This window comes from Enterococcus pallens ATCC BAA-351, from assembly GCF_000407485.1.
Taxonomy (GTDB): Bacteria; Bacillota; Bacilli; order Lactobacillales; family Enterococcaceae; genus Enterococcus_A; species Enterococcus_A pallens.
Map to the genome: position 1 here is coordinate 61,462 of NZ_ASWD01000005.1, position 24,903 is coordinate 86,364.

The following is a 24,903-nucleotide window of genomic DNA, read 5'->3' on the forward strand; positions in this document are numbered from 1 at the left end:
CTTAAGATGGAAACTGTAACTGTTGAAAATGTAACCTTAGGTGAAGGACTGCCGAAAGTAATCGTTCCTTTAGTAGGAAAGACGCGGGAAGAAATTTTGCAAGAAGCCGAAATCGCTGTAGCCAGCAACTGTGATATCATTGAATGGCGAATTGATCACTTTGAAGAAATTACTGATTTTGCGAAAGCAGCAGAATTTGTGAAAGAAGTGAAAGCGGCTGTGAAAATGCCTTTATTGGTTACCTTCCGTACAGCAAAAGAAGGCGGCGTTTGTCCGATGGATGACGCACAATACTTCGAAATGTATAACGCATTCCTGGAGCAAGGCAGCTTTGATTTATTGGACGTTGAATTGTTTATGCCAGAAGCTGAAGTGGCAGAATTAGTGAAAGCAGCTCATGATAAAGGCGTAAAAATCGTGATGTGCAACCACGACTTTGACAAAACACCGCCAAAAGAAGAAATCATCACTCGACTACGTGCTATGCAAGACAAAGGCGCAGACATTTGCAAGATTGCGGTAATGCCGCAAACTACTCATGATGTGATTGTTCTATTGGATGCTACACAAGAAATGTATCATAATTATGCAAAACAACCACTAATCACAATGTCTATGGGCAAACTAGGTGTTGTCAGCCGTATTTCTGGTGCAACATTCGGCTCAGCAGCAACCTTTGGAGCAGCGAAAAAAGCTTCAGCACCAGGACAAGTTTCAGTTGGCGAACTACGCACGATTTTAGAAACATTATAGGAAGTATTAAGATCAGGTGAGCGATTGCCTGGTCTTTTTTTGATGAATCGCCTTTTCAGACTTGTTTGCTGCTTCAGTGCTGAATGAATTTGAAAAGGCTTTTTTGTGTATAAATGAATAAAATTGTGCATATCGAGGGTTTAATAGTGGAATAGTGAATAAATTTGCGCAATTTGGTGAAAAAGTTTATAAAAAAGCATTGACTTATTCATGTTAGAATTCTATAATCATAAACTATACAACTACTAATTGCATTTTTATGCAATTTGATCGGAGGGTTTTGAGTGAAAGTATCAATTATCGGTGTGACTGGCTACAGCGGATTAGAATTACTGCGTTTATTGAATAATCATCCAGCTGTAGAAATTGTTTCAATCCACAGTCATTCACAAAACGGGGAAGCGATCGATCGACGATTCCCACATTTGAAACATCTGATCGAATTGCCTTTAGAAGAAGTCGATCCTGAGAAAATTATGGCCCAGGCAGATTTAGTATTTTTCGCGGCTCCATCTGGGGTAGCCAAAGATCAAGCACTACCTTTTATCGAAAAACAGTTTCCAGTGATTGATTTATCTGGCGACTATCGTTTGAAAAATCCAGCGCAGTATGAAAAATGGTACGGCAAATCCAGCGCACCTGTTTCAGCCTTAGAACAGGCAACTTACGGCTTGGCTGATTTCCAACTGCCGAAGGATTTGAAGCTGATTGCTAACCCTGGCTGTTACGCCACTGCAGCAATCTTATCCGTTGCTCCATTAGTGAAGCAGCAGCTGATTGAAAAGAACTCGATTATCTTTGATGGTAAGTCAGGCTTATCAGGTGCAGGCAAGAAGCTTTCTGAAGCAGCTCATTATACTGAAGCGAACGACAACATGTCGGTTTACAAATTGAATCAGCACCAGCATATTCCAGAAATTGTCCAACAGCTGCAGGCATGGGATGCTGAAATTCCAGCGGTTCAGTTTTCGACAGCTTTGATTCCAGTGACTCGTGGAATTTTGATGACCACCTATTGTAAAGCTAAAGCTGGTGTTACTGGCAGCGAAGTTCGCGAAGCTTTTGAAGCAGAGTATGGCAATAAACCATTTATTCGCCTGCAGGAGGGCCAAGATTTCCCTTGCATCAAGCAAGTGGTAGGCTCCAACTACTGTGACATTGGCATGGCTTATAATGAAGCAACTCAGACGATAACGGTAATTAGCGTAATTGACAACCTAGTCAAAGGCGCAGCCGGCCAAGCAATTCAAAACTTGAACTTACTAATGAATCTACCGGAAACGACTGGCTTAGAGCTGGTACCTGTTTATCCGTAACAACAAAGGAGAAGACTTATGAATATAATTGATGGAACAATCGCCAGTCCGAAAGGCTTTCAGGCCACTGGCTTACACTGTGGATTAAAGAAAAACAAATTAGACTTAGGAGTAATTTACTCTGAAAAAGCTGCGAAGGCCGCAGCAGTTTACACCACCAACCAAGTGAAGGCAGCACCAATTTATGTAACAAAAGAAGCAATGCAGGAACCAACGATTCAAGCCGTAGTCGTTAACTCAGGCTACGCCAATGCTTGCACTGGTGAAATCGGCTTAGTTCATGCAAAACAAATGCAACAGGCCACAGCGGATCACTTAGGTGTTACAGCTGATAAAGTAGCCGTTGCTTCCACTGGAGTTATTGGTAAGATTATGCCAATCGAATTGGTGGAGCAAGGCATTCAAAAGGTGGATATGGACGATTGCGAGCCTTACCACTTCCATGAAGCAATTATGACAACTGATACCACCACCAAAGAAATAGTGGTGCAGGACAAAATTAACGGCGAGACTGTAACGATTGCTGGAACGGCTAAAGGATCAGGTATGATCCATCCGAACATGGCAACCATGCTGGCTTTCATTACGACGGATGCCGAAATTTCACAAGAGCTGCTACAGGAATTGTTAAGTGAAAAGACTGAAACGACCTTTAACCAAATTACAGTCGATGGCGATACGTCAACTAACGACATGGTGTTAGTTTTAGCTAACGGGCTTGCAGGCAACACTGAAATTGAAAAGGACACAGAAGGCTATGATAAGTTCGTAGCGATGTTCCAGCTAGTAAGTGAAACCTTGGCCCAAATGATCGCCAAAGACGGCGAGGGAGCTACCAAGCTGATTGAGGTACAGGTAGAAGGCGCAACTGACGAGTTGGCTGCCCGGATGATCGCCAAAAAGATCGTTGGCTCAATGTTAGTAAAGACTGCGATGTTTGGAGAAGATCCTAACTGGGGCAGAATCATCTGTGCTATCGGTTATTCAGAAACAAAGATTGATCCCGAGAAGGTCGATATGTGGATCGGCAGTGTACAGGTACTGAAAAACAGCCAACCACAAACCTTTGACGAAGATGCGATTAAACAAATTTTAGAACAAGACAAGATTGTTATTGCTGTTGATATGAATTTAGGAAACGCAAAAGGTGCCGCTTGGGGCTGTGACTTAACCTACAAATACGTTGAAGTCAATGCGTTATACCATACGTAAGGGGAGTAAAGACATGGGAAAAATCGTAGTGAAAATTGGCGGCGTCGCCAGTGATAATTTAACCGAAGAATTTTTTGAAACATTAGCAGATTGGCAAGCAGCCGGCAAAGAAATCGTGATCGTTCACGGTGGCGGTTATTACATCACCGAAATGATGGAAAAACTAAATGTTCCAGTAACGATCGCTAACGGACTGCGTGTAACCTCTGCGCAAGCACTAAAAATCACTCAAATGGTGTTAATTGGCCAAGTTCAGCCTGCCATCACCACGGTTTTCCAGCAAAATGGTTTCTCAGCTGTTGGGCTGCATGCTTCTTGCGGCCAGCTGATTCAAGGAACTTTTATCGACAAAGACAACTTGGGCTATGTTGGCACCATTACCAATATCGGTACCGGCATGATTAACGACGTATTAGCGAAAAATCATGTGCCAATCATCGCTCCTCTTGGCTTAACTGAAGAAGGTGAATGGTTAAATATCAATGCCGACACAGCGGCCTGCAAAATCGCAGAAGCTTTAGACGCAGAAGCTTTGTACCTAATCACTGACGTACCTGGCGTAAAATGTGAAGGCGAATGGTTGGAGCATTTAACGACTGACGATGTTGAACAATTAAAAGACCAAGAAGTAATTACAGGCGGCATGATTCCTAAGCTGGACAGTGCTACATCCGCATTGACCAAAGGCGTAAAGGAAGTCTTCATTACTAACAGTATCGCAAAATGCGGCACAAAGATCACGAAAGCGAAGGTGTTTGCATGACTCATCTATTTCCTAATTACAAAAGAGAACCCATTGATCTAGTCAGAGGCTTCGGCAATTATGTCGAAGACCAAACGGGTAAAGAATATTTAGATTTCACCAGCGGAATTGGGGTAAACAGCTTAGGCCATCAGCACCCCAAGCTAATTCGAGCTCTAGAAAAACAAATGCACTTAATTTGGCATACTTCCAATCTATACTCCAGCAAGCTGCAGGAAGACGTAGCCAAGAAATTAGCCAACAACAAAAATTACCTGGCCTTCTTCTGCAACAGCGGAACCGAAGCCAACGAAGCAGCTATCAAGTTAGCCCGGAAAGCCACCGGACGTTCAAAAATTATCAGCTTCCAGCAATCATTCCATGGACGTACCTATGGCGCACTTAGCGCCACCGGCCAAGAAGCGCTGCATGAAGGGTTTGCTCCAATTTTACCCGATTTCCAATACGTACCTTTTAACGAAATTGGACCATTGAAGAAACTTGTCGATCAAGATACCGCAGCCGTCATGATCGAATTAATCCAAGGCGAAGGCGGCGTACTACCAGCCGAGGTCTCATTCGTCCAACAAGTCGCAGAGCTTTGTAAAGAACAAGGCACTTTGTTAATCGTCGATGAGATTCAAACAGGAATCGGCCGTACTGGTAACTTGTACGCCTACGAAGGCTATGGCATCGAGCCAGACATCTTCACCTTAGCCAAAGCTCTCGGCAACGGCATCCCAGTCGGCGCCATGTTAGGCAAAAAAGAATTAAAAGACGCCTTCGGACCAGGTTCTCACGGCACAACCTTCGGCGGAAACAAATTAGCTTTACGAGTTGCAGTAGCAGTATTGGATATTATTAACGATCCCAACTTCCTAGACAAAGTAAAACAAAAAGGCGATTACGCCTTGAAATCCTTAAGCAGCTTGAAAGACTCAAGCGATAAGGTACTAGATGTCCGCGGCCAAGGTTTAATGATCGGTGTTCAGCTGAAAGATCAAGATACCTTAAATGCTACTGTTACGAATTTACAGAAAAAAGGTTTATTAGTATTGAAAGCCGGCAACAACACACTACGCCTATTGCCACCTCTAACGATTGAACAGGATGAGTTAGAGAAGGGGATTGGGATGATTAAGGTGGAGTTGTTAGATAATAAGTAAGTATGAGAGCTCGGAATACCGGAGGGTGTTTCGGGTTTTTTAATTGGTTGATGAATGGCAGAAAATTCGACTCATTAATAGATGATTTAAGTTAGTATGGTTTTTACATAGCATATTTAAAATGGTAACATTAGGTTAATACAAAACGGTTGACGCTTTCTGTACTAAGGAGAATTTCGATGTTAGAAAATAAGTTGGACATTACAGATCAAATCGAACTGGCTAAAGCTGAAGAAAAGATCAGTAAACAAAAAGCTAAGCAACTATTTGAATCTGGAAAAATCAATGAATTAGAAGTAGGAACCTTTCAAGGATTAGCAGAAATTCATAAATATCTTTTTGACGATATTTACTATTTTGCTGGGAACGTGCGAGACGTTAATATTGCCAAAAGAAATTTCAGCTTTACTCCTGTAATGTATCTAAAAACAGCCTTAGAGCACATTGATAAAATGCCTCAGACTAACTATGAAGAAATCATTGCCAAATATGTAGAGATGAATGCTGCTCATCCTTTTCTCGAAGGTAACGGTAGAACTGTGAGAATCTGGCTAGATTTAATCTTGAAGAAAGAGCTTGAAAAGGTTATGGACTGGAGTCAGGTCGATAAAGAAGCCTATCTTTCTGCCATGGAACGTAGTCCGGTAAATGATTTGGAGATCAGATTTTTGTTGAAGGATGCGCTGACAGATAAAGTTGATGATCGTGATGTGTTTATGAAGGGTATAGATACTAGCTATTTCTATGAAGGGTATATGGAGTATAGGATTGAAGAGTTGTAGGCTTAATTGTGGTCAGCATAGAAATACAAAACTTTCGTCAAATCGCGATATCAAGATAAGTATAAGAAAATATACTCAGATTCAAGTAATTATTCTATAAATCGCTGCTTATTTTTATAATAGGCAACGATTTATTTTTGTTTGCTATTATAATTAAACGTAAAGAATTTAACGGAGGAAATCTCATGAACTCTAAAAATATATACGATAGCAACAGATCTGCATGAAATGAAGCATTAAATTATCATCAAAAAGCTAGGGGTAATTCTTTGCAAAAAGGATTCCAATATTCTAATTTCACGACTTTCGATAGGGACTGCGATGCTGTACTGTTAGAAAAACTAGATGAAATTGATTTGACCGATAAAGTGATTGGTCAGCTACCTTGTAATAACGGAAGAGAGTTATTATCTCTAATGAAACTCGGAGCCAAAAAGCGGTCGGTTTTGACATCTTAGACAATGCAATTCAAGAAGCAAAACAACTAGCAGAAATAGCTAAAATAGACGCTACATTTGAAAGAACTAATATTTTAAATATAAATGATTTATACAACAATTACTTCGATTTCATTTATATATCAGAAGGCTCACTTCAGTGGTTTCCAGATTTGAATGAGTATTTTGCAGTCGTTAGCCGCTTGTTGAAAAAGGGTGGGCAACTATTAATTTTTGAAATGCATCCAATTGCTTATATATTTGAGGTCGATTTTGATGCAAAAAGGCCCGATTTTGATTTGTTAGTCCCATATTTCGAAAAAGGACCTTATCATTATAAGGACGGTCTAGATTATATTGGCGGTGTTGAGTATGAATTTAAAGAAGGTTATTGGTTCATGCACAAGCTGTCGGACATTTTGAAAGCCCTTATAAAAAATGGACTGAGTTTGGAGGATATCGAGGAGTACAATTTGGAGACGGCTAATAATGGATCTACGAAGGTTTTGGATAAATTTCCGTTGAGTTATATGGTTTTAAGTATAAATAATTAAATAGTTAAGTACGTATTGAATTTTAGTAATCTCAACGGCATAGTTTATATAATTAATTGTGTTTACCATTTAAGACAGACATAAGAAGTGGAAAGAAGGTAGATTTTAATGATAGAACCTATTCTAACTTTAAGCAGTGCATTAATTACATTGATCACAACAATTGTAGGTATATTAATAGAAAAGAAAAAAATTGAGAATGACAACAGTCCATCAAATACTCAAGATCAAAATTTTAGTGATATTAGCACAAAGGGAGATAATTCTTTTATAAATATTACTGCAACACAAGTACAATCATCAGTGGTAGTTAAAGGTCATCAAGAGTTTAAGATTAGAGAGGAAGAATTTAAAGATAATCTTAGTAGATTGAGAGGATACAACAAATTTGTATGGGTAATTTTCCCGATTATGGTTCTCCTATTAACATATATGGAAAAAATCCCTTCGTATGAAATTGCATGGTTAATTTGTGTTATCACGATCAATTCCTTCTCCATCTCACTTTTTTTTAGATATCTATATCATAGATACGTAAAAGGACTAAAGGATAGAGGTTATGAACAAGATATAATTAGCAAATTTATAAGAAAGATTGAATACTTACTCTTTCCTTTGCTACTATTTTTTATATCTGCAAGAAGCATTGCTTTTTCTATTACTAGAACCCCATATGAAATGAGCATGCCAAGAACTTTTATCTTTGTCTTTTTTCTGTACTTACTTTCATTTTATACAGAAAATTTGATGTTTCAATTTGTTGTAGGAAAGAATATTTGGAAGATTCCATTTTTCTTAAAAAAACTTTTGATAACAATAGTAATTTTTTTGTCTATGATTTATTTGCGAGACATTTTTAATTGGTTTGTTATTAGTATGTAAAGTTGAGTAATGTCTAATTTATTTGTGATAGTTAAATATTTTTTTAATATAATCCATAGAAGTGAAGGAAATTATTAATGGGAGACATTAAGTAAATAGAATTAAGTTTAGTAACTCACTTATACTAGCAGAATGATTCGAATTCATATCATTCTAAAATACTGTAATGATTTTAACATATATCATTATATAGTTTTGCGTAATCGAACTGAAACAATTCTACTCCCCCCCGCCGAGTTTTTCGTCGTTCTCACTTCCTTTATCCTTCCTTTTTTACTATACTGTGAATAGTAACGAAAAAGGAGCACATGCATGGGCGAGAGAGCTGATATTTTTCTTAGTACATTTAATCGTATTGAAAAAGAATTGAAGAATCAATTGAATAATCCTTCGAATATGGGCTTTAGTGAGATGGTTCGTCGTTTGTCGAAACGTAAGGGAACGTTAGTTGGAGATAATGAGAATGATTTGCTGCAGCTGGCGCAGCTGCGCAATGCGATTGTGCATGATCAGATTGCAGATGATTTTGTAATTGCAGAGCCAAATGATTGGGCGGTTCAGCGGATAGCAGAGATTGAAGAGGCTCTGGTTCGGCCGAAAAAGGTTTTGCCGCGGTTTGGCAAAAATGTTACGGGCTTTGAACAGGATTTTCCGTTGCGGAGAATTATGGAGATTGTGGCTGAGAAGCGCTTTTCCCAGTTTCCGGTTTATCATCGGGGTCAGTTTAAGGGTTTAGTGACTTTGCGGACGATTGGTTTGTTCTTTGCTCAAGCTAGCTTAGCAGGTCCAGTGAATCTGGAAGGAAAAAAGGCCGAGGATTTGCTGCAGACAAATGGGAAGAGTACGAATTTTCATTTTGTTTCTGCTGATACGAAGGTTGCTGAGGTTGAGGAAATGTTCCGCAGCCAGACGACTTTGGAAGCAGTTTTGATCACAAAAGATGGCGATCCGAATGGCAACTTGGTAGGGATTGTTCGACCAAGGGATATTTATGCGCAGAAAGAGGAGTAGTCTATTGTTAGCTGTATATTTATTGTTGAGCGCTGTAATTATTGGCCTCGATCAATGGTTCAAGTTTTGGATTGTCGGCAATTTTAATTTGGGTGATGTGCAACAGGTTATTCCGAATGTTTTGTCATTAACCTACATTCATAATACTGGAGGAGCCTTTAGTTTGTTAGAAGGGCAGCGGGTTTTCTTCATTATTATTACAGTGGTAGCTGTAGCTGCTGGGATTTATTATTTAGCCAAGCATTTGCAGGAAAGCAAATGGCTGACGATTGGTATCAGCTTATTCTTGGCTGGAGCAGTGGGGAATTTTATTGATCGCCTGCGTTTAGGTTATGTAGTAGACATGTTTCAGCTGGATTTCATCAACTTTCCGATCTTCAATATTGCGGATATGGCATTGGTGGTTGGTGTCGCGATGATATTTATTTACATTCTATTAGATGAGAGAGAAAAAAAGCATGGAAAATGAAATTGAAGTAATTATACATGAAGAGAGTGGCCGGATTGACAAAGTGCTCAATGAACGGCTGAAAGATTATTCTCGTTCTCAGATTCAGCAATGGATCAAGGATGGACAGGTTTCGGTAGCTGAGCAACCGATTAAGGCCAATTACAAAGTGAGTAAAGGAGATCAGATTTTGATCCGTATTCCTGAGCCTGAAGAATTGGAGCTTTTGCCGGAGGACTTGCAGCTGGATATTGTTTATGAGGATGAGGATGTAGTGGTGGTAAATAAACCCCAGGGCATGGTGGTTCATCCATCGGCTGGGCATTCCCATGGAACGTTAGTTAACGGTCTATTACATCAAATTAAAAATTTATCTACTATTAATGATGTAGTTCGTCCAGGGATTGTTCATCGGATTGACAAGGACACTTCTGGCTTATTAATGGTAGCGAAAAATGATCAAGCTCATGAAGCTTTGGCAAAACAGCTGAAGGACAAAACGTCGTTAAGAAAATACGTAGCCTTGGTTCATGGAGAAATTTCTCATGAAAAAGGTCGGATTGAAGCACCAATCGGTCGTTCAAAGGTAGATCGGAAAATGCAGGCAGTAATTGAAGGCGGCAAGGAAGCCGTCACACATTTCGAAGTGCTGGAACGCTTTACGGACTTTACTTTGATCGAATTGCAATTGGAAACGGGGCGAACGCACCAAATCCGGGTACACATGCAATACATTGGTTATCCAGTAGCTGGTGATCCGTTATATGGACCGAAGAAAACCTTAAAGGGCAACGGACAGTTTTTACATGCGAAGCTATTAGGCTTTACTCATCCGAAAACGGGAGAGAGCTTAGTCTTCGAAGCACCGCTGCCGGAAATTTTTCAAAAAACTTTGCAGCAACTGCGAGAAAAAGATTGATTTCTTAGAAAAAGAACGGTATAGTATTCCCAGTGAGAAAAATTGAATAGAAGATCCTTTAAGAGTAGTCCCGTGAGGCTAAGAAGGGTGGAGATAGAAGCTTGAACTAAGTGCGCTTAGGAACAACTCTATCATTTTTGACGAAGTCGATTACGATCCTCCTACCTGCATGCGGGTAGGAGTTTTTTTATGGAAAAAAGAGGAGGAGACAAGATGTACAAAAAAGAAGTTGTCGATGAGGTAACGATGAAACGAGCGTTAACCCGTATCACCTATGAAATTATTGAACGCAACAAAGGAGTTCAAGATATTGTTTTAGTAGGTATCAAAACTCGAGGAATCTTTATTGCTCAGCGAATTGCTGAACGGTTGAAACAATTAGAACATATTGAAATTCCGGTGGGCGAGCTGGATATTACTCTTTATCGCGATGATGTGAAGAAACAGGAAACAGCTGAACCTGAGCTGCATTCTTCAGACATTCCTTTTGAAATCGCAGGAAAAGAAGTGATCTTGGTGGATGATGTATTGTTCACTGGACGGACAATTCGCGCAGCACTGGATGCAGTGATGGATTATGGGCGGCCAAATCGAATTTCATTAGCCGTTTTAGTGGATCGTGGACATCGGGAGTTACCGATTCGTGCGGATTATGTTGGGAAAAACATTCCAACTGCACTAACTGAAGAAATCATTGTTGAAATGGAAGAATTGGACGGACAAGATCGCATCTTGATCCAAAAGGAAGAGGCGTAAAGACAAATGCATGAGTTTCACAACGACGATGTGGTATTAGACATCAAGGATCGTCCTAGTGCAGGACATTGGGTAGGGTTAAGTATTCAACATCTGTTTACGATGTTTGGCGCAACAGTGCTGGTTCCGATTATGGTGGGAATCAATCCAAGTATTGCGCTGGTCAGTTCAGGGCTGGGAACGTTGGTATATCTAACAGTTACAAAGGGAAAAATTCCGGCTTACCTAGGCAGCAGCTTTGCCTTCATTGCAGCGATGCAGTTACTGATGAAATCTGACGGGTATCCGGCGGTCGCGCAAGGAGCTATGACTTGCGGATTAGTTTACCTGATCGTCTCCTTCTTGATTCGCAAGATCGGGTCGGCCTGGCTGGATAAAATTTTACCGCCAATTGTTGTGGGACCAGTTGTCATGGTTATCGGTTTGGGGTTAGCAGGTAATGCGGCTACCAACGCCATGTACAACAACGACGTTTACGACTTTAAATATGTATTGGTTGCTTTAATTACCTTAGGACTAACGATTTTCTTCAACATGTTTTTCTCTGGCTTTCTAGGATTGATTCCAATCCTGCTGGGAATTGTTTGCGGCTATATCACCGCAATGCTGTTTGGGATTATCGATTATCAACCGATTATTGACGCACACTGGTTTGCGCTTCCGGCTTTTGATGTACCATTTGCAACTTATCAGCCGAAGCTTTACCTGAATGCTATAACTACCATGGCTCCGATTGCATTTGTGACTATGACAGAGCACATTGGACACTTGATGGTACTGAATAAACTAACTAAACGTAATTTCTTCGAAGATCCTGGCTTGGACCGCACATTAATGGGTGACGGCTTTGCACAAATTGTCGCTGGACTTGTGGGAGGTCCTCCGGTAACCAGCTATGGCGAAAACATCGGCGTACTGGCAATTACCCGCGTGCACAGTGTGTATGTAATCGGCGGTGCAGCAATCTTCGCTATCGCATTAGGCTTTGTTGGCAAGCTGAGCGCCTTAATCTTAAGCATTCCTGGGCCGGTTATCTCAGGTATCAGCTTCATCCTCTTCGGAGTGATTGCGGCCAGCGGCTTAAAGATTCTAATTGAAAACCAAATCAATTTTGACCGGAAAAAGAACCTGTTGATTGCTTCTACCATCTTGGTAATCGGCATCGGCGGTTTGGTTTTCCAAGCAGGCACCTTTACTTTATCTTCAATGGCTCTAGCAACTGTGTTGGGCATTTTACTGAATTTGATTTTACCTGAAAAGGCACGCAGCGAAAAATAAGGAGGAAGAATCATGATCATCCAATCTGAAAAAATTAGTTTGAAGCATTTGTTGACAGTCGAAGCTTTATCCGATCAGGAAGTTATGGGACTTATTAAACGAGGACAGCAATTTAAAAATGGGGCGCAATGGTCACCAGAGAAGCCTCAGTACTTTGCAGCTAACTTGTTTTTTGAGAACAGCACCCGAACCCATAAGAGTTTTGAAGTTGCTGAAAAGAAAATGGGCTTGGATGTCATTGATTTTGACTCACGAACCAGCTCCGTGCAAAAGGGCGAAACACTATACGATACAGTGCTGACTATGTCAGCCATCGGCGTAGATGTCTGTGTCATCCGACATGGTGATGAAAATTATTACGATGAATTGATCCAAAGCCGAACCGTTCACTGCTCGATCATTAATGGCGGAGATGGCAGTGGACAGCATCCAACACAATGTTTGCTGGATCTAATGACTATTTATGAAGAGTTCGGCTATTTTGAAGGCTTGAAGGTTGCCATTGTTGGCGATATTACGCATTCACGGGTAGCTAAATCCAATATGCAAATGCTGAATCGTTTGCGCTCAGAGGTGTACTTCTCAGGACCAGAGCAGTGGTACGATAAGAGCTTTGATGTTTATGGCGAATATCGTCCGCTGGATGAACTGGTAGAAATGGTTGATGTAGTGATGCTGCTGCGTGTACAGCACGAACGTCACGACGGCAACGAAAGCTTCTCTAAAGAAGGCTACCATCAAGAGTACGGTTTAACGATTGAACGAGCAAAACGAATGAAGGAAAAAGCGATTATCATGCATCCGGCGCCAGTCAACCGTGATGTGGAAATTGCTGACTCATTAGTAGAAAGCTATCAGTCACGAATTGTTGAGCAAATGAGCAACGGCGTGTTCGTACGGATGGCGATCTTAGAAGCGATTTTGAATGGTGTAGCTTAGGAAGATTCTTTTAAATAAAATTAGGCTGCCAGTCCAACTTTTCACAGTTTGCAAGGATCAACACGAAAACTAAAACGAACTGTTAAACAGGAAACGAACAGTATAGTTGGATGGTATACGGCGTGAAAATCGAACTAATTTTTCGGAGAAAAATTAATTCATTAAAAAGAACAAGGAGAGATGGATTATGAAGGTATTAATTAAAAACGGTAAGATTGCTGGTAAAGGTAATCAATTAATAGATGCAGATGTTTGGTTGGAAGATGGAATTATCGCAGGAATCGGCAAGTCTTTTGCAGACTTAGACTTTGATGAGGTTTATGATGCAAAGGGGCAACTAGTAACACCTGGTTTAGTAGATGTCCATGTGCATTTAAGAGAACCAGGCTTCACCTACAAAGAAACCATCAAAACCGGCAGCCAAGCAGCAGCTCGCGGCGGATTTACAACCGTTTGTGCAATGCCAAATCTTGATCCTACTCCAGATACAGTTGAAAAATTTAACCAAGTTCTTGATATCATTAAACGTGATGCAGTGGTAAAAGTGCTGCAATACGCACCGATCACTGAGAACCTGCGCAGCGATGTACTAACAGATCAAGCTGGACTGAAAGCAGCAGGTGCATTTGCCTTCACTAACGATGGCGTTGGTGTGCAAACAGCTGGAACGATGTACTTAGCAATGCAGGAAGCAGCAAAACAAGGTATGGCTTTGGTCGCTCATACAGAAGATGATTCACTACTATTCGGTGGAGTAATGCATAAAGGAAAAGTCAGTGAAAAGCTTGGCTTGCCAGGGATTATGAGCGCAACAGAATCTTCACAAATCGCTCGTGACGTGATTTTGGCTGAAGAAACGGGTGCTCACTACCATGTTTGTCACGTATCAACTAAAGAAAGTGTCCGGGTAATTCGTGATGCTAAGCGTGCAGGCGTTCATGTGACGGCTGAGGTTTCTCCACACCACTTGATTCTGATGGATGAAGATATTCCTGAAGATAACGGCTTTTGGAAAATGAACCCGCCATTACGCGGCAAAGAAGATCGCGATGACCTAATCGAAGGATTGCTGGATGGCACCATCGATTGTATCGCTACGGACCATGCCCCTCATGGTTTGGAAGAAAAAGATCAAACCTTCTTGAAGGCGCCATTTGGGATTGTGGGCAGTGAGACAGCTTTCCAATTAATCTATACCCACTTTGTGGAAACTGGCCGCTTTACTTTAGAACAAGTCATCGACTGGATGGCAGTGAAACCAGCAGCGATTTTCGGCTTAAACGCTGGAACCTTGACTATCGGCGCACCAGCTGATATCGCGGTATTCGATTTGGAAACAGAAGAAAAAATTGATGATCAGCAATTTGCTTCAATGGGTGTAAATACACCATTCGTAGGCTGGCCTGTTAAAGGCAATACGATGTTCACTTTTGTGGATGGCAAACTGGTGTATAACAAGGAGGATTAATAAGTTGAAGAGACTGCTAATTTTAGAAGACGGTACGGTATTTGAAGGAGAAGCTTTTGGTGCTGACGCTAATGTGTTTGGTGAAATTGTGTTTACTACTAGTATGACTGGTTACCAAGAAACCATTACGGACCAAAGCTTTAACGGACAAATCATTACCTTTACCTATCCAATGGTTGGAAACTACGGAATTAACCGTGACGACTATGAATCTATTGCGCCAACTTGTAAAGGAGTGGTTGTGAAGGAGCACGCGCGTCGTGCCAGCAACTGGCGTAATCAAATGACCTTAGATGAATTTTTGAAACGCAAAGGCATTCCGGGAATTGCAGGAATTGATACGCGGGCTTTAACGAAAAAGCTGCGCAATCACGGAACTATGAAGGCCAGCCTTGTAGACGCGGGTGATCAACTGCATCATGCTTTCGATCAATTGAAGGCGACAGTGTTGCCAACCAATCAAGTACATCAAGTCTCTACCGTGACGCCTTATCCAAGTCCTGGTGTTGGCCGCAACGTAGTGGTTATCGATTTTGGTTTAAAACACAGCATTTTAAGAGAGTTATCTCGCCGCGAGTGCAACTTGACGGTTATGCCTTACAATACTGATGCAAAAACGATTTTGGATTTGGCTCCAGACGGTGTAATGCTGACGAATGGACCCGGAGATCCCAAAGATGTGCCAGAAGCGATTGAGATGATTCAAAAAATTCAGGGCAAAGTACCGATTTTCGGTATTTGTCTAGGACACCAATTGTTCTCATTAGCCAATGGAGCCGATACGTACAAAATGAAATTCGGTCACCGCGGCTTAAATCACCCCGTACGGGAAATTGCGACAGGAAGGATTGACTTTACTTCGCAAAACCACGGCTTTGCGGTGGATGAAGCGACAATTGATTCAACAAAATTAATGGTGACGCATGTGGAAGTGAATGACGGCACGATTGAAGGGGTAAGACATCGTCATTATCCAGCCTTCAGTGTGCAGTTCCACCCGGATGCAGCACCTGGACCACATGATGCACTGCATTTATTCGATGAATTTATGGAAATGATGGATGCATGGAAGGAGCAAGCATAAATGCCAAAACGCACAGATATTAAGAAAATTATGGTTATCGGTTCTGGACCGATTGTCATTGGACAAGCAGCCGAGTTTGACTATGCCGGCACGCAAGCTTGCTTAGCTTTAAAAGAAGAGGGCTATGAAGTTGTTTTAGTAAACTCTAACCCTGCAACTATCATGACGGATAAGGAAGTAGCTGATTCAGTTTACATCGAACCGATTACTTTAGAATTCGTATCACGGATTTTGCGCAAGGAATTGCCGGATGCAATTTTGCCAACGTTAGGTGGGCAGACTGGACTAAACATGGCGATGGAGCTAGCTTCTTCTGGCATTTTAGACGAGTTAAATATTGAATTATTAGGTACTAAGCTCTCAGCCATTGACCAAGCGGAAGACCGTGACTTATTCAAACAATTAATGGAAGAGCTAAATCAGCCGATTCCTGAATCGGAGATTGTCAATACTGTAGAAGAAGCAGTTGCTTTTGCGAACACCATCGGCTACCCAATCATCGTTCGTCCAGCCTTTACCTTAGGCGGAACCGGCGGCGGAATGTGCGACAACGAAGACGAGCTGCGAGTAATTGCGGAAAACGGCTTGAAGCTGTCACCAGTAACGCAATGTTTAATTGAAAAATCAATTGCCGGCTATAAGGAAATCGAATACGAAGTAATGCGCGATTCAGCTGACAATGCAATTGTGGTATGTAATATGGAAAACTTTGACCCAGTGGGCATCCATACTGGTGACTCAATCGTGTTTGCTCCAAGTCAAACGATGTCAGATTATGAATATCAAATGCTGCGGGATGCGTCATTATCCATCATTCGCGCTTTGAAAATTGAAGGCGGCTGTAACGTTCAGTTGGCTTTAGATCCTCACAGCTTTAACTATTATGTGATCGAAGTAAATCCTCGGGTTTCGCGTTCTTCTGCTCTAGCAAGTAAAGCAACCGGTTATCCAATTGCTAAATTGGCAGCGAAAATTGCGGTCGGTTTAACCTTAGATGAAATGAAGAATCCAGTTACTGGTACAACCTATGCTGAATTTGAACCAGCTTTAGACTACGTGGTGGCTAAAATTCCTCGCTGGCCTTTTGATAAATTCGAATCAGGCGAACGAGTATTAGGTACTCAAATGAAGGCTACTGGTGAAGTTATGGCAATCGGCCGTAATATCGAAGAGTCTTTATTAAAGGCTGTTCGCTCACTGGAAATCGGTACGTATCATGTCGAAATTGCTGAATTCAGCGAAGTTACGGATGAATTACTAACTGAAAAAATTGTTAAAGCTCAAGATGACCGCTTGTTCTACTTGGCAGAAGCCTTGCGCCGCGGCTACAGCATTGAAGAATTAAGTGAATTAACTAAGATTGATTTGTTCTTCTTAGATAAATTACTGCACATTGTCGAGCTGGAAAATGAATTGGCTCAGCAGGTGAAGGATACGGATGTACTGAAGAAAGCCAAGCAAAATGGTTTTTCTGACAAAAAAATCGCTGCATTGTGGTCAATGACTGAAAAAGAAGTCAGCGACTTTAGACATGAAGCGAAAATCTTACCAGTTTATAAAATGGTGGATACCTGTGCCGCCGAGTTTGAATCACAAACACCTTACTTCTACAGTACGTATGAATTTGAAAACGAAAGTGTTCGTTCAGAAAAGGAATCAGTTTTAGTCTTAGGTTCTGGTCCAATTCGTATCGGACAAGGGGTCGAGTTCGACTATGCGACTGTTCACTCGGTGAAGGCTATTCAATCTGCCGGCTATGAAGCGATTATTATGAACAGTAATCCAGAAACGGTATCGACGGACTTCTCAGTTTCTGATAAGCTTTATTTTGAGCCATTAACTTTGGAAGATGTAATGAACGTCATTGAGCTGGAGCAGCCAATCGGTGTCATTGTCCAATTTGGTGGACAAACGGCGATTAACTTGGCTGAGCCTTTGGTTAAAAATGGTGTGAAAATCTTAGGAACCAGCATTGAAGATTTGGACCGGGCAGAAGACCGTGACCAATTCGAGCAAGTACTGAAAAAATTAGGGATTCCACAACCCGTTGGCGATACAGCTACCAGCAGTGAAGAGGCAGTCATTATTGCAGATAGAATTGGTTATCCAGTGTTAGTACGTCCAAGCTATGTATTAGGTGGACGGGCAATGGAAATTGTTGAGAACCAGGTAGATTTAGAAGACTATATGGCCAATGCTGTGAAAGCTTCACCAGAGCATCCAGTTTTAGTTGACCGCTACATGGTAGGAAAAGAATGTGAAGTAGACGCGATTTGTGATGGCAAAACAGTGCTGATTCCGGGAATCATGGAGCATATCGAACGTGCTGGGGTTCACTCAGGCGACTCGATGGCTGTGTATCCGCCACAAACTTTCTCACCAGAAATTGTTGCGACTATTGAAGATTACACTCGCAAGCTGGCTTTGGGCATGAACTGCATCGGCATGATGAACATTCAATTTGTCATCCATGAAGAGCAAGTATATGTTATTGAAGTGAACCCACGGGCGAGCCGAACAGTCCCATTCTTAAGTAAAATTACTAACATTCCAATGGCGCAAATTGCGACTAAAGCGATTTTAGGCAATAGCCTGGAAGAGTTAGGCTACCAAGATGGTCTGTATCCTGAAAGCAAGCTGGTTCATGTGAAGGCACCAGTCTTCAGCTTTACTAAATTGCAAAAGGTCGATACTTACTTAGGACCTGAAATGAAATCAACCGGTGAAGTAATGGGCTCAGACCGCAGTCTAGAAAAAGCCTTGTACAAAGCATTTGAAGCTGCTGGTTTGCACCTGCCGGATTACGGCGCTGTGTTGTTCACAGTCGCTGACGAGCACAAGGAAGAAGCGTTAGACTTAGCACAACGCTTTACTGATGTAGGCTACAGTTTGATTGCTACAGCCGGTACTGCTAAATATCTGGCGGAAAACGGCTTGAATGCCAAGGTTATTGCGAAAATTTCCGAATCCTCTGAGGACAACGTAGTAGAAATGATCCGCCGCGGTGAAGCACAGGTGGTCATCAATACAATGGATAAAAATCGTCAAAATACTTCAGAAGACGGCTTTATCATTCGTCGCGAAGCTGTTGAACATGGTGTGCCATTGTTCACCTCATTAGATACAGCAAATGCTATTTTGCGAGTGATGGAATCACGGGTGTTCTCAATTCACGAAATTTAAAGCAGACAGGTTTGTCTGATAAAACGAATCATTCATTGATTTCCGGCTTCGCAAGCTAGGGTTTGCGAAGCCTTTCTTAAAGGAGGCCATTATGAAACAAGAAATGATGACAATTGTTCGTCAGCAGCAGTTAGCACCACGCATTCACGAAATGGTATTAACCGGTGAGCTGGTGAAGCAAATGAAAAGACCCGGCCAGTTTATCCATATTCGGGTACCACGGGCGGATTTGTTGCTGCGTCGTCCAATTAGTATCAACCAAATTGATCAGGACCAAGCAACCTGCACGATTATTTATCGGATTGAAGGAGACGGCACGAAGGTTTTTGCGGAGCTTGAGGCGGGCGACCAGTTGGATGTCATGGGTCCTTTAGGAAACGGCTTTGATCTATCAGACTTAGGACAAGGGGATAAAGCCTTTATCGTTGGTGGTGGAATTGGTGTTCCTCCGTTGTATGAATTGTCGAAGCAGCTAAAGAATAAAGGGGTAGAAGTTATTCACTTTTTGGGCTTTGCTTCAAAAGAGCATGTCTACTATGATGAAGAGTTTCTAGCTTTAGGAGATACCCGCTTTTCAACTGATGACGGCAGCTTTGGCATACAAGGAAATGTTGGTAATTTATTACTGGCTGCCGAAGAAAAACCAACTGTTGTTTTCGCCTGCGGAAACAATGGTCTGTTGAAAACAGTAGAGCAGCTTTACGGTGAAGTCGAGAATGTTCAATTGTCGCTGGAGTCACGGATGGCCTGCGGTATGGGGGCTTGTTATGCCTGTGTTTGTCATGTGGCGGATGATCCAAGCAAAAGTGTCAAGGTCTGTGATGACGGACCAGTGTTCCAAGCAGGGGAGGTTATCATTTAATGAATCCATTAGCTGTGAAATTACCAGGCTTAGACTTGAAAAATCCGATTATGCCAGCCAGCGGCTGCTTTGGCTTTGGCAAGGAATATGCCGATTATTACGATTTAAATCAGCTGGGGTCAATTATGATCAAAGCAACAACACCGCAATCTCGCTATGGGAATGAAACTCCGCGGGTGGCAGAAACTCCAAGTGGGATGCTGAATGCTATCGGTTTACAGAACCCGGGCCTAGATACTGTGATGACAGAAATCCTGCCTTCTTTAGAAAAATTTGATCAGCTGCCAATTATTGCCAATGTGGCTGGTGCTTGTGAAGAGGACTATATTGAGGTGTGCGCAAAAATCGGTGATGCACCGAATGTAAAAGCTATTGAATTAAATATTTCATGTCCAAATGTTAAGCATGGCGGGATCGCCTTTGGAACTGATCCAGAGGTCGCTTACCGGTTGACCAAGGCAGTTAAAGAAGTTGCTAGTGTACCAGTTTATGTAAAATTAAGTCCAAATGTGACGGACATCGTACCAATTGCTAAAGCAATCGATGAAGGCGGAGCAGACGGATTCACAATGATCAACACATTATTGGGAATGCGAATTGATTTGAAAACACGTCAACCAATCTTAGCTAACCAGACAGGCGGGCTTTCAGGTCCTGCGATTAAACCGGTAGCGATTCGCTTGATTCATCAAGTAGCAGGTGTCAGTGACCTGCCAATTATTGGAATGGGCGGCGTACAAACGGTAGATGATGTATTGGAAATGTTTATGGCAGGTGCCAGTGCAGTTGCGGTAGGCACTGCCAATTTCACCGATCCATATATTTGTCCTAAGCTAATTGATGCTCTGCCAGCAAGAATGGCAGAACTTGGCATTGATTCGCTGGAGGAATTACGCAAGGAAGTCAAGGAGGCCAGAAGATAATGGAAAAACGACCAGTTATTGCACTGGATTTCTCTTCTAAGGAAGCAATCAAAACCTTTTTAGCCCAGTTTCCTGCAGAGGAAAAATTATTTGTTAAAATCGGCATGGAGCTTTTTTATCAAGAGGGTCCGAGTATTGTCCATGAGCTGACTGCTGATGGTCATGACGTTTTCCTGGATTTGAAGCTTCACGATATTCCTAACACAGTCAAAAAAGCGATGAAGGGTCTAGCAAAATTAGGTGTTCGTATGACCAACGTTCATGCGGCTGGTGGAGTAGAAATGATGAAAGCAGCCAAAGAAGGCCTAACGGAAGGAACCGCTGAAGGAAAGGCAGTACCGGATTTAATTGCCGTAACTCAGTTAACTTCAACCAGCGAAGAGCAAATGCATCGAGATCAATTGATTCAAGTGCCATTGAAGGAAAGTGTTGTACATTATGCAAAGTGTGCGCAAGAAGCTGGGTTAGATGGAGTAGTCTGTTCTGCGTTGGAAGTAGAAATGATCCACAATGCAACTAGTGATGACTTTATCTGTTTAACACCAGGCATTCGGCCTAAAGGTGCCAGTGTAGGTGACCAAAAACGGATAATGGACCCGCAACAGGCACGGAAAATCGGTTCAAATTATATTGTTGTAGGTCGTCCGATTACGCAATCGGAAACACCATACGAAAGCTATCTTCAAATCAAAAAAGAATGGAACGGTGAAGAATGAGAACAGTTGCAGAGAATATCGCAAAAGATTTATTAAAAATTGAAGCAGTCTTTTTAAGTCCAGATGAGCCTTTCACGTGGGCTAGCGGAATTAAATCACCGATTTATTGTGACAACCGGATTACAATGAGCTATCCAGAAGTTCGTCGCGAAATCGCCAAAGGGTTGGCAGAAGAAATCAAAGCCAACTACCCAGATGTCGAAGTAATTGCTGGAACAGCCACTGCGGGCATTCCTCATGCTGCCTGGGTAGCAGAATTGTTGGATTTGCCAATGGTTTATATCCGCAGCAAAGCCAAAGATCATGGCAAGGGCAACCAAATTGAAGGCCGCATCACAGAAGGCCAAAAAATGGTAGTTATCGAAGATTTAATCTCGACTGGCGGCAGCGTGCTGGAAGCAGCTGAAGCAGCGAAAAGAGAAGGTGCTGATGTATTAGGAGTGGCAGCTATCTTTACCTATGAATTAGATAAAGGCGTTGAGAAATTCAAAGCAGCTGATATGCCATTACTAACTTTGACCAACTATTCCACTTTGATTGAGATCGCTTTGCAAGAAAAGTATATTAATGAACAACAGCTGACCCTATTGAAAGAATGGCGTAAAGATCCAGAGAACTGGTTAAGCTAAAAAATAGAGCTCCTCACATAAATGGTGGGGAGTTTTTGTGTGCCTTCTTGGTGCTTTTATAAAGCTTAAAAAGGGCTTTAATGGTATATTAAAAAGCAGTGGAGGGATGCATATGTATCAAAAATTTATTGAAAATATCCGGCTGCGTCGCTTTGTTGTCTTGGCAGTCCTCATTTTAGTGATTTATCTATCTCGTTCATTTATTACGATTGCGTTATTGACCTTTATTTTTACTTACTTATCATTAAAAATTATGAAATTGCTGCATCACTACTTGAAATTGCCTCATGCAGCAGCCACGATCCTTCTGTACTTAGTGGCGATTTTTCTTTTGTACTTGCTGTTTTCAAAATATGCGACAATTTTAGCTCAGCAAGCAATTCAAACGTATAATTCATTGCTGCACTTTTATCGTCATGCAGAATTTGATTCGACAGGAGTCACCAACTATTTATCCAATTATTTTGAAACGCACAATTGGCAGGATAAATTAGAAAGCGGAGCAGGTATCATTTTTCAACAGCTGCAAAATGTGGGTCGAATCGCGGTATCTTTCTTCTTGTCGTTTTTATTGAGTTTTTTCTTTATGATCGAGAAGGAACGAACCTTTCAGTTTTCGAGACACTTTTTGAGTAGTGATTATGCTTGGTTTTTCCAGGATGTCTATTATTTTGCCAAAATTTTTGCGGAAACCTTTGGAGTGGTGTTGGAGGTTCAGCTGGTGATTGCTCTAGTAAATACCGCGATTACCACCGCTGGCCTAGCACTGATCGGCTTTGGTCAGCTGCCTTCATTGGCAATCATGATTTTCATATTGAGCTTAATTCCGGTAGCTGGGGTGATTATTTCCTTTATCCCGCTAACACTAATTGCTTACTCAATCAATGGTCTGCAGACAGTTGTTTATGTTTTGCTGCTGGTATTGGCGGTGCACATGGTAGAATCCTATATTCTAAATCCTAAGTTGATGTCCAGTCGTACCAAGCTGCCAATTTTTTATACGTTCGTTATTTTATTACTAAGTGAACGATTTTTGGGAGTCTGGGGATTGATCGTGGGGATTCCAATCTTTACCTTCTTTTTAGAAGTTATTCATGTGCAAATCAAAAAAGAGCCGAGGAAAAATTAATTTCCTGGGCTCTTTTTTAGTGTCTCGATTGTTTGTTCTTCTGGAGTGACATACAGCGTTTTTTGGTTTTCATAGATCACAAAACCTGGTTTGGCGCCGTTAGGTTTGTGAACATGCTTGACTGCGACATAATCAACCGGTACCTGAGCGGAGTGTCTGAACTTGGAAAAGTACGCCGCCAATTCAGCAGCCTCCAGCAAGGTTTCTTCACTGGGGTTATCGTCTTTTATAATAACGTGAGAGCCTGGGATATTTTTAGCGTGGAGCCAAATATCGGTCTTGCGAGCTTTTTTCAAGGTCAATTGATCATTCTGCAGGTTATTTTTACCCACTAAAATTTGTGTACCGTCGCTGGCGTAAAAGACTTCTGGTTGAGAAGGTGCCTGCTTACGATTTTTCTTGCTTTTCTTCTTTTTCAGATAACCGCTGGCGACTAATTCTTCTTTGATTACTTCAATATCCATCGGACCAGCAATTTCTAATTGTGACAGAATTGATTCCAAGTAGGCTAATTCTTCCTTGGCTTCATCAATTTGCTTGTAAATCAGCTTCACAGCATTTTTCAGCTTTTGATAGCGCTGGAAGTATTTTTGAGCATTTTGATTGGGTGTCAAGGCTGGATTCAAGCGAATTTTAATCAGTTTGTCTTCTTCATAATAATTTGGCAGCTGGACTTCTTCAGCGCCTCTTGGTACTTGAGTCATGAAGGTTGTCAGCAGCTCACCATCGCGGCGGAATTCCTCAGCGTTTTCGGAATCCTTCAAGGTTTTTTGACGTTTTTCTAATTTAGTCTGATTTCGCTTAATTTCATTTTCCACCCGTTTGATTAATTCATTGCCTAGCTGCTTCACACGGTCTTTTTCAGCTTTTTCACCATAGAAGGCGTCCAACAATAGACTAAGGGTAGGGTAGCTTACAGGCTCAGCAAAGGTTACAAACTGCAGCGGAGCAAAAAATTCTTTGTCGTTTTTTATCCCTAGAGTTGGTTGCAGTTGATCTGTTATAGCTTGCCAGAAGCTTTGCCAAACGGCCATCTTCTCATTGGGCTGATTGTTTAAGCGATAGGCTAATTCATCTGCCGTGTCACGACCTAAGCCTTGGAATTGCTGCTGTAAATATTTACCCGTCAATTCATCAGCGGTAGAAAGTATATGGAAAAGTCTTTCTTTAGTAACAGTAAAAGGATTTTGCTGATCCTGCTTAGGCGGTGCGATGTACTCACTGCCTGGCAAAATTGAGCGGTAGGTATTTTGTGAGTGCCCAACGTGCTTAATGGCATCTAAAATTTTTCCAGTTTGGCTGTTTAATAAAACAATCGTCGAATGACGGCCCATCAGTTCAACAATTAACGCAATATCCTGCAGGTCACCTAATTCATTGCGCTTTGTAAAGGTGAAGTGAATCACTCGGTCATTTTCGATTTGTTGAATATCTTCTAAAATGGCTCCTTCTAAATGCTTTCTCAGCATCATCACAAAATTAGGTGGAGTATCTGGATTTTGATAAGCAATTTCTGTCAGCTGAATACGGGCATAGCTGGGATGCGCTGAAAGCAGCAGGCGATGATTCTTGCCTTGTGAGCGGATTACTAGAACCACTTCGTTTTCATAGGGTTGGTGAATTTTTGAGATACGTCCGCTTAGCAGCACCCCTCGTAGTTCATTCACCATTGCATGGGTAAAAACTCCGTCGAATGACATCTTTTTCCCTCGTT

General features: G+C 41.6%; 23 protein-coding genes. 22 read left to right on the top strand and 1 reads right to left on the bottom strand.

The genetic code is table 11. From position 1 onward, the window contains the following. Positions 1-6: 6 nt before the first annotated feature. From aroD to I588_RS20220, 22 genes are all read left to right on the top strand, one after another. On the top strand, positions 7-753 hold the full coding sequence (gene aroD, locus I588_RS20110) for a type I 3-dehydroquinate dehydratase (RefSeq protein WP_010759052.1): 747 nt from the start codon (positions 7-9) through the stop codon (positions 751-753). Between the two features lie 284 nt (positions 754-1,037). Continuing rightward, positions 1,038-2,069, top strand: a complete 1,032-nt coding sequence (argC, locus tag I588_RS20115) for an N-acetyl-gamma-glutamyl-phosphate reductase (protein WP_010759051.1) — start codon at positions 1,038-1,040, stop codon at positions 2,067-2,069. 18 nt (positions 2,070-2,087) lie between these two features. Further along, positions 2,088-3,281, top strand: a complete 1,194-nt coding sequence (gene argJ, locus I588_RS20120) for a bifunctional ornithine acetyltransferase/N-acetylglutamate synthase (protein WP_010759050.1) — start codon at positions 2,088-2,090, stop codon at positions 3,279-3,281. 13 nt (positions 3,282-3,294) lie between these two features. Then, positions 3,295-4,044, top strand: a complete 750-nt coding sequence (gene argB / locus I588_RS20125) for an acetylglutamate kinase (protein WP_010759049.1) — start codon at positions 3,295-3,297, stop codon at positions 4,042-4,044. Continuing rightward, on the top strand, positions 4,041-5,189 hold the full coding sequence (gene argD, locus I588_RS20130) for an acetylornithine transaminase (RefSeq protein WP_010759048.1): 1,149 nt from the start codon (positions 4,041-4,043) through the stop codon (positions 5,187-5,189). Before argB ends, argD begins: the two co-directional genes overlap by 4 nt. Positions 5,190-5,368: 179 nt before the next feature. Beyond that, positions 5,369-5,971, top strand: coding sequence for a protein adenylyltransferase Fic (gene fic / locus I588_RS20135; RefSeq protein ID WP_010759047.1), 603 nt, complete (start codon positions 5,369-5,371; stop codon positions 5,969-5,971). A gap of 409 nt (positions 5,972-6,380) precedes the next feature. After that, positions 6,381-6,962 (top strand): class I SAM-dependent methyltransferase, encoded by a 582-nt coding sequence (locus tag I588_RS20145; RefSeq protein ID WP_281169993.1) that lies wholly within the window; start codon positions 6,381-6,383, stop codon positions 6,960-6,962. Positions 6,963-7,070: 108 nt separating this feature from the next. Further along, complete coding sequence (locus tag I588_RS20150; RefSeq protein WP_010759045.1) at positions 7,071-7,844, top strand: hypothetical protein; 774 nt, start codon at positions 7,071-7,073, stop codon at positions 7,842-7,844. A gap of 312 nt (positions 7,845-8,156) precedes the next feature. Then, a complete protein-coding gene (locus tag I588_RS20155; protein WP_010759044.1) occupies positions 8,157-8,855 on the top strand; it encodes a CBS domain-containing protein in 699 nt (232 codons plus the stop codon). 4 nt (positions 8,856-8,859) lie between these two features. Further along, positions 8,860-9,324: a signal peptidase II gene (gene lspA / locus I588_RS20160; protein ID WP_010759043.1), complete on the top strand. Its 465-nt coding sequence runs from the start codon at positions 8,860-8,862 to the stop codon at positions 9,322-9,324. Further along, a complete protein-coding gene (locus I588_RS20165) occupies positions 9,314-10,222 on the top strand; it encodes an RluA family pseudouridine synthase (RefSeq protein ID WP_010759042.1) in 909 nt (302 codons plus the stop codon). The genes lspA and I588_RS20165 overlap by 11 nt, the downstream gene beginning before the upstream one ends. Before the next feature lie 213 nt (positions 10,223-10,435). After that, complete coding sequence (gene pyrR, locus I588_RS20170) at positions 10,436-10,978, top strand: bifunctional pyr operon transcriptional regulator/uracil phosphoribosyltransferase PyrR (RefSeq protein ID WP_010759041.1); 543 nt, start codon at positions 10,436-10,438, stop codon at positions 10,976-10,978. A gap of 6 nt (positions 10,979-10,984) precedes the next feature. Beyond that, the gene (locus tag I588_RS20175; RefSeq protein WP_010759040.1) at positions 10,985-12,256 is read left to right on the top strand and encodes a solute carrier family 23 protein; all 1,272 of its coding nucleotides are present in this window, start codon (positions 10,985-10,987) and stop codon (positions 12,254-12,256) included. A 12-nt stretch (positions 12,257-12,268) separates the two neighbouring features. Continuing rightward, positions 12,269-13,195 (top strand): aspartate carbamoyltransferase catalytic subunit, encoded by a 927-nt coding sequence (locus I588_RS20180; RefSeq protein WP_010759039.1) that lies wholly within the window; start codon positions 12,269-12,271, stop codon positions 13,193-13,195. Between the two features lie 187 nt (positions 13,196-13,382). After that, positions 13,383-14,663 (top strand): dihydroorotase, encoded by a 1,281-nt coding sequence (locus tag I588_RS20185; protein ID WP_010759038.1) that lies wholly within the window; start codon positions 13,383-13,385, stop codon positions 14,661-14,663. Positions 14,664-14,667: 4 nt separating this feature from the next. Next, positions 14,668-15,747, top strand: coding sequence for a carbamoyl phosphate synthase small subunit (locus tag I588_RS20190; RefSeq protein ID WP_010759037.1), 1,080 nt, complete (start codon positions 14,668-14,670; stop codon positions 15,745-15,747). Continuing rightward, positions 15,748-18,930 carry a carbamoyl-phosphate synthase large subunit gene (carB, locus tag I588_RS20195; RefSeq protein WP_010759036.1) on the top strand — a complete coding sequence of 1,061 codons (3,183 nt, stop codon included), beginning with the start codon at positions 15,748-15,750 and terminating at the stop codon, positions 18,928-18,930. A gap of 91 nt (positions 18,931-19,021) precedes the next feature. Further along, positions 19,022-19,792, top strand: a complete 771-nt coding sequence (locus I588_RS20200) for a dihydroorotate dehydrogenase electron transfer subunit (RefSeq protein WP_010759035.1) — start codon at positions 19,022-19,024, stop codon at positions 19,790-19,792. Continuing rightward, the gene (locus I588_RS20205; RefSeq protein ID WP_010759034.1) at positions 19,792-20,715 is read left to right on the top strand and encodes a dihydroorotate dehydrogenase; all 924 of its coding nucleotides are present in this window, start codon (positions 19,792-19,794) and stop codon (positions 20,713-20,715) included. The genes I588_RS20200 and I588_RS20205 overlap by 1 nt, the downstream gene beginning before the upstream one ends. Next, the gene (gene pyrF, locus I588_RS20210) at positions 20,715-21,431 is read left to right on the top strand and encodes an orotidine-5'-phosphate decarboxylase (RefSeq protein WP_010759033.1); all 717 of its coding nucleotides are present in this window, start codon (positions 20,715-20,717) and stop codon (positions 21,429-21,431) included. Before I588_RS20205 ends, pyrF begins: the two co-directional genes overlap by 1 nt. Then, positions 21,428-22,060, top strand: coding sequence for an orotate phosphoribosyltransferase (gene pyrE / locus I588_RS20215; RefSeq protein ID WP_010759032.1), 633 nt, complete (start codon positions 21,428-21,430; stop codon positions 22,058-22,060). The genes pyrF and pyrE overlap by 4 nt, the downstream gene beginning before the upstream one ends. Positions 22,061-22,172: 112 nt before the next feature. After that, positions 22,173-23,189 (top strand): AI-2E family transporter, encoded by a 1,017-nt coding sequence (locus tag I588_RS20220; RefSeq protein ID WP_010759031.1) that lies wholly within the window; start codon positions 22,173-22,175, stop codon positions 23,187-23,189. On the opposite strand, the gene efbA is transcribed toward I588_RS20220, so the two are convergent. After that, positions 23,186-24,889, bottom strand: a complete 1,704-nt coding sequence (gene efbA / locus I588_RS20225; protein WP_010759030.1) for a fibronectin-binding protein EfbA — start codon at positions 24,887-24,889, stop codon at positions 23,186-23,188. The genes I588_RS20220 and efbA overlap by 4 nt on opposite strands. Between the last annotated feature and the right edge of the window lie 14 nt (positions 24,890-24,903).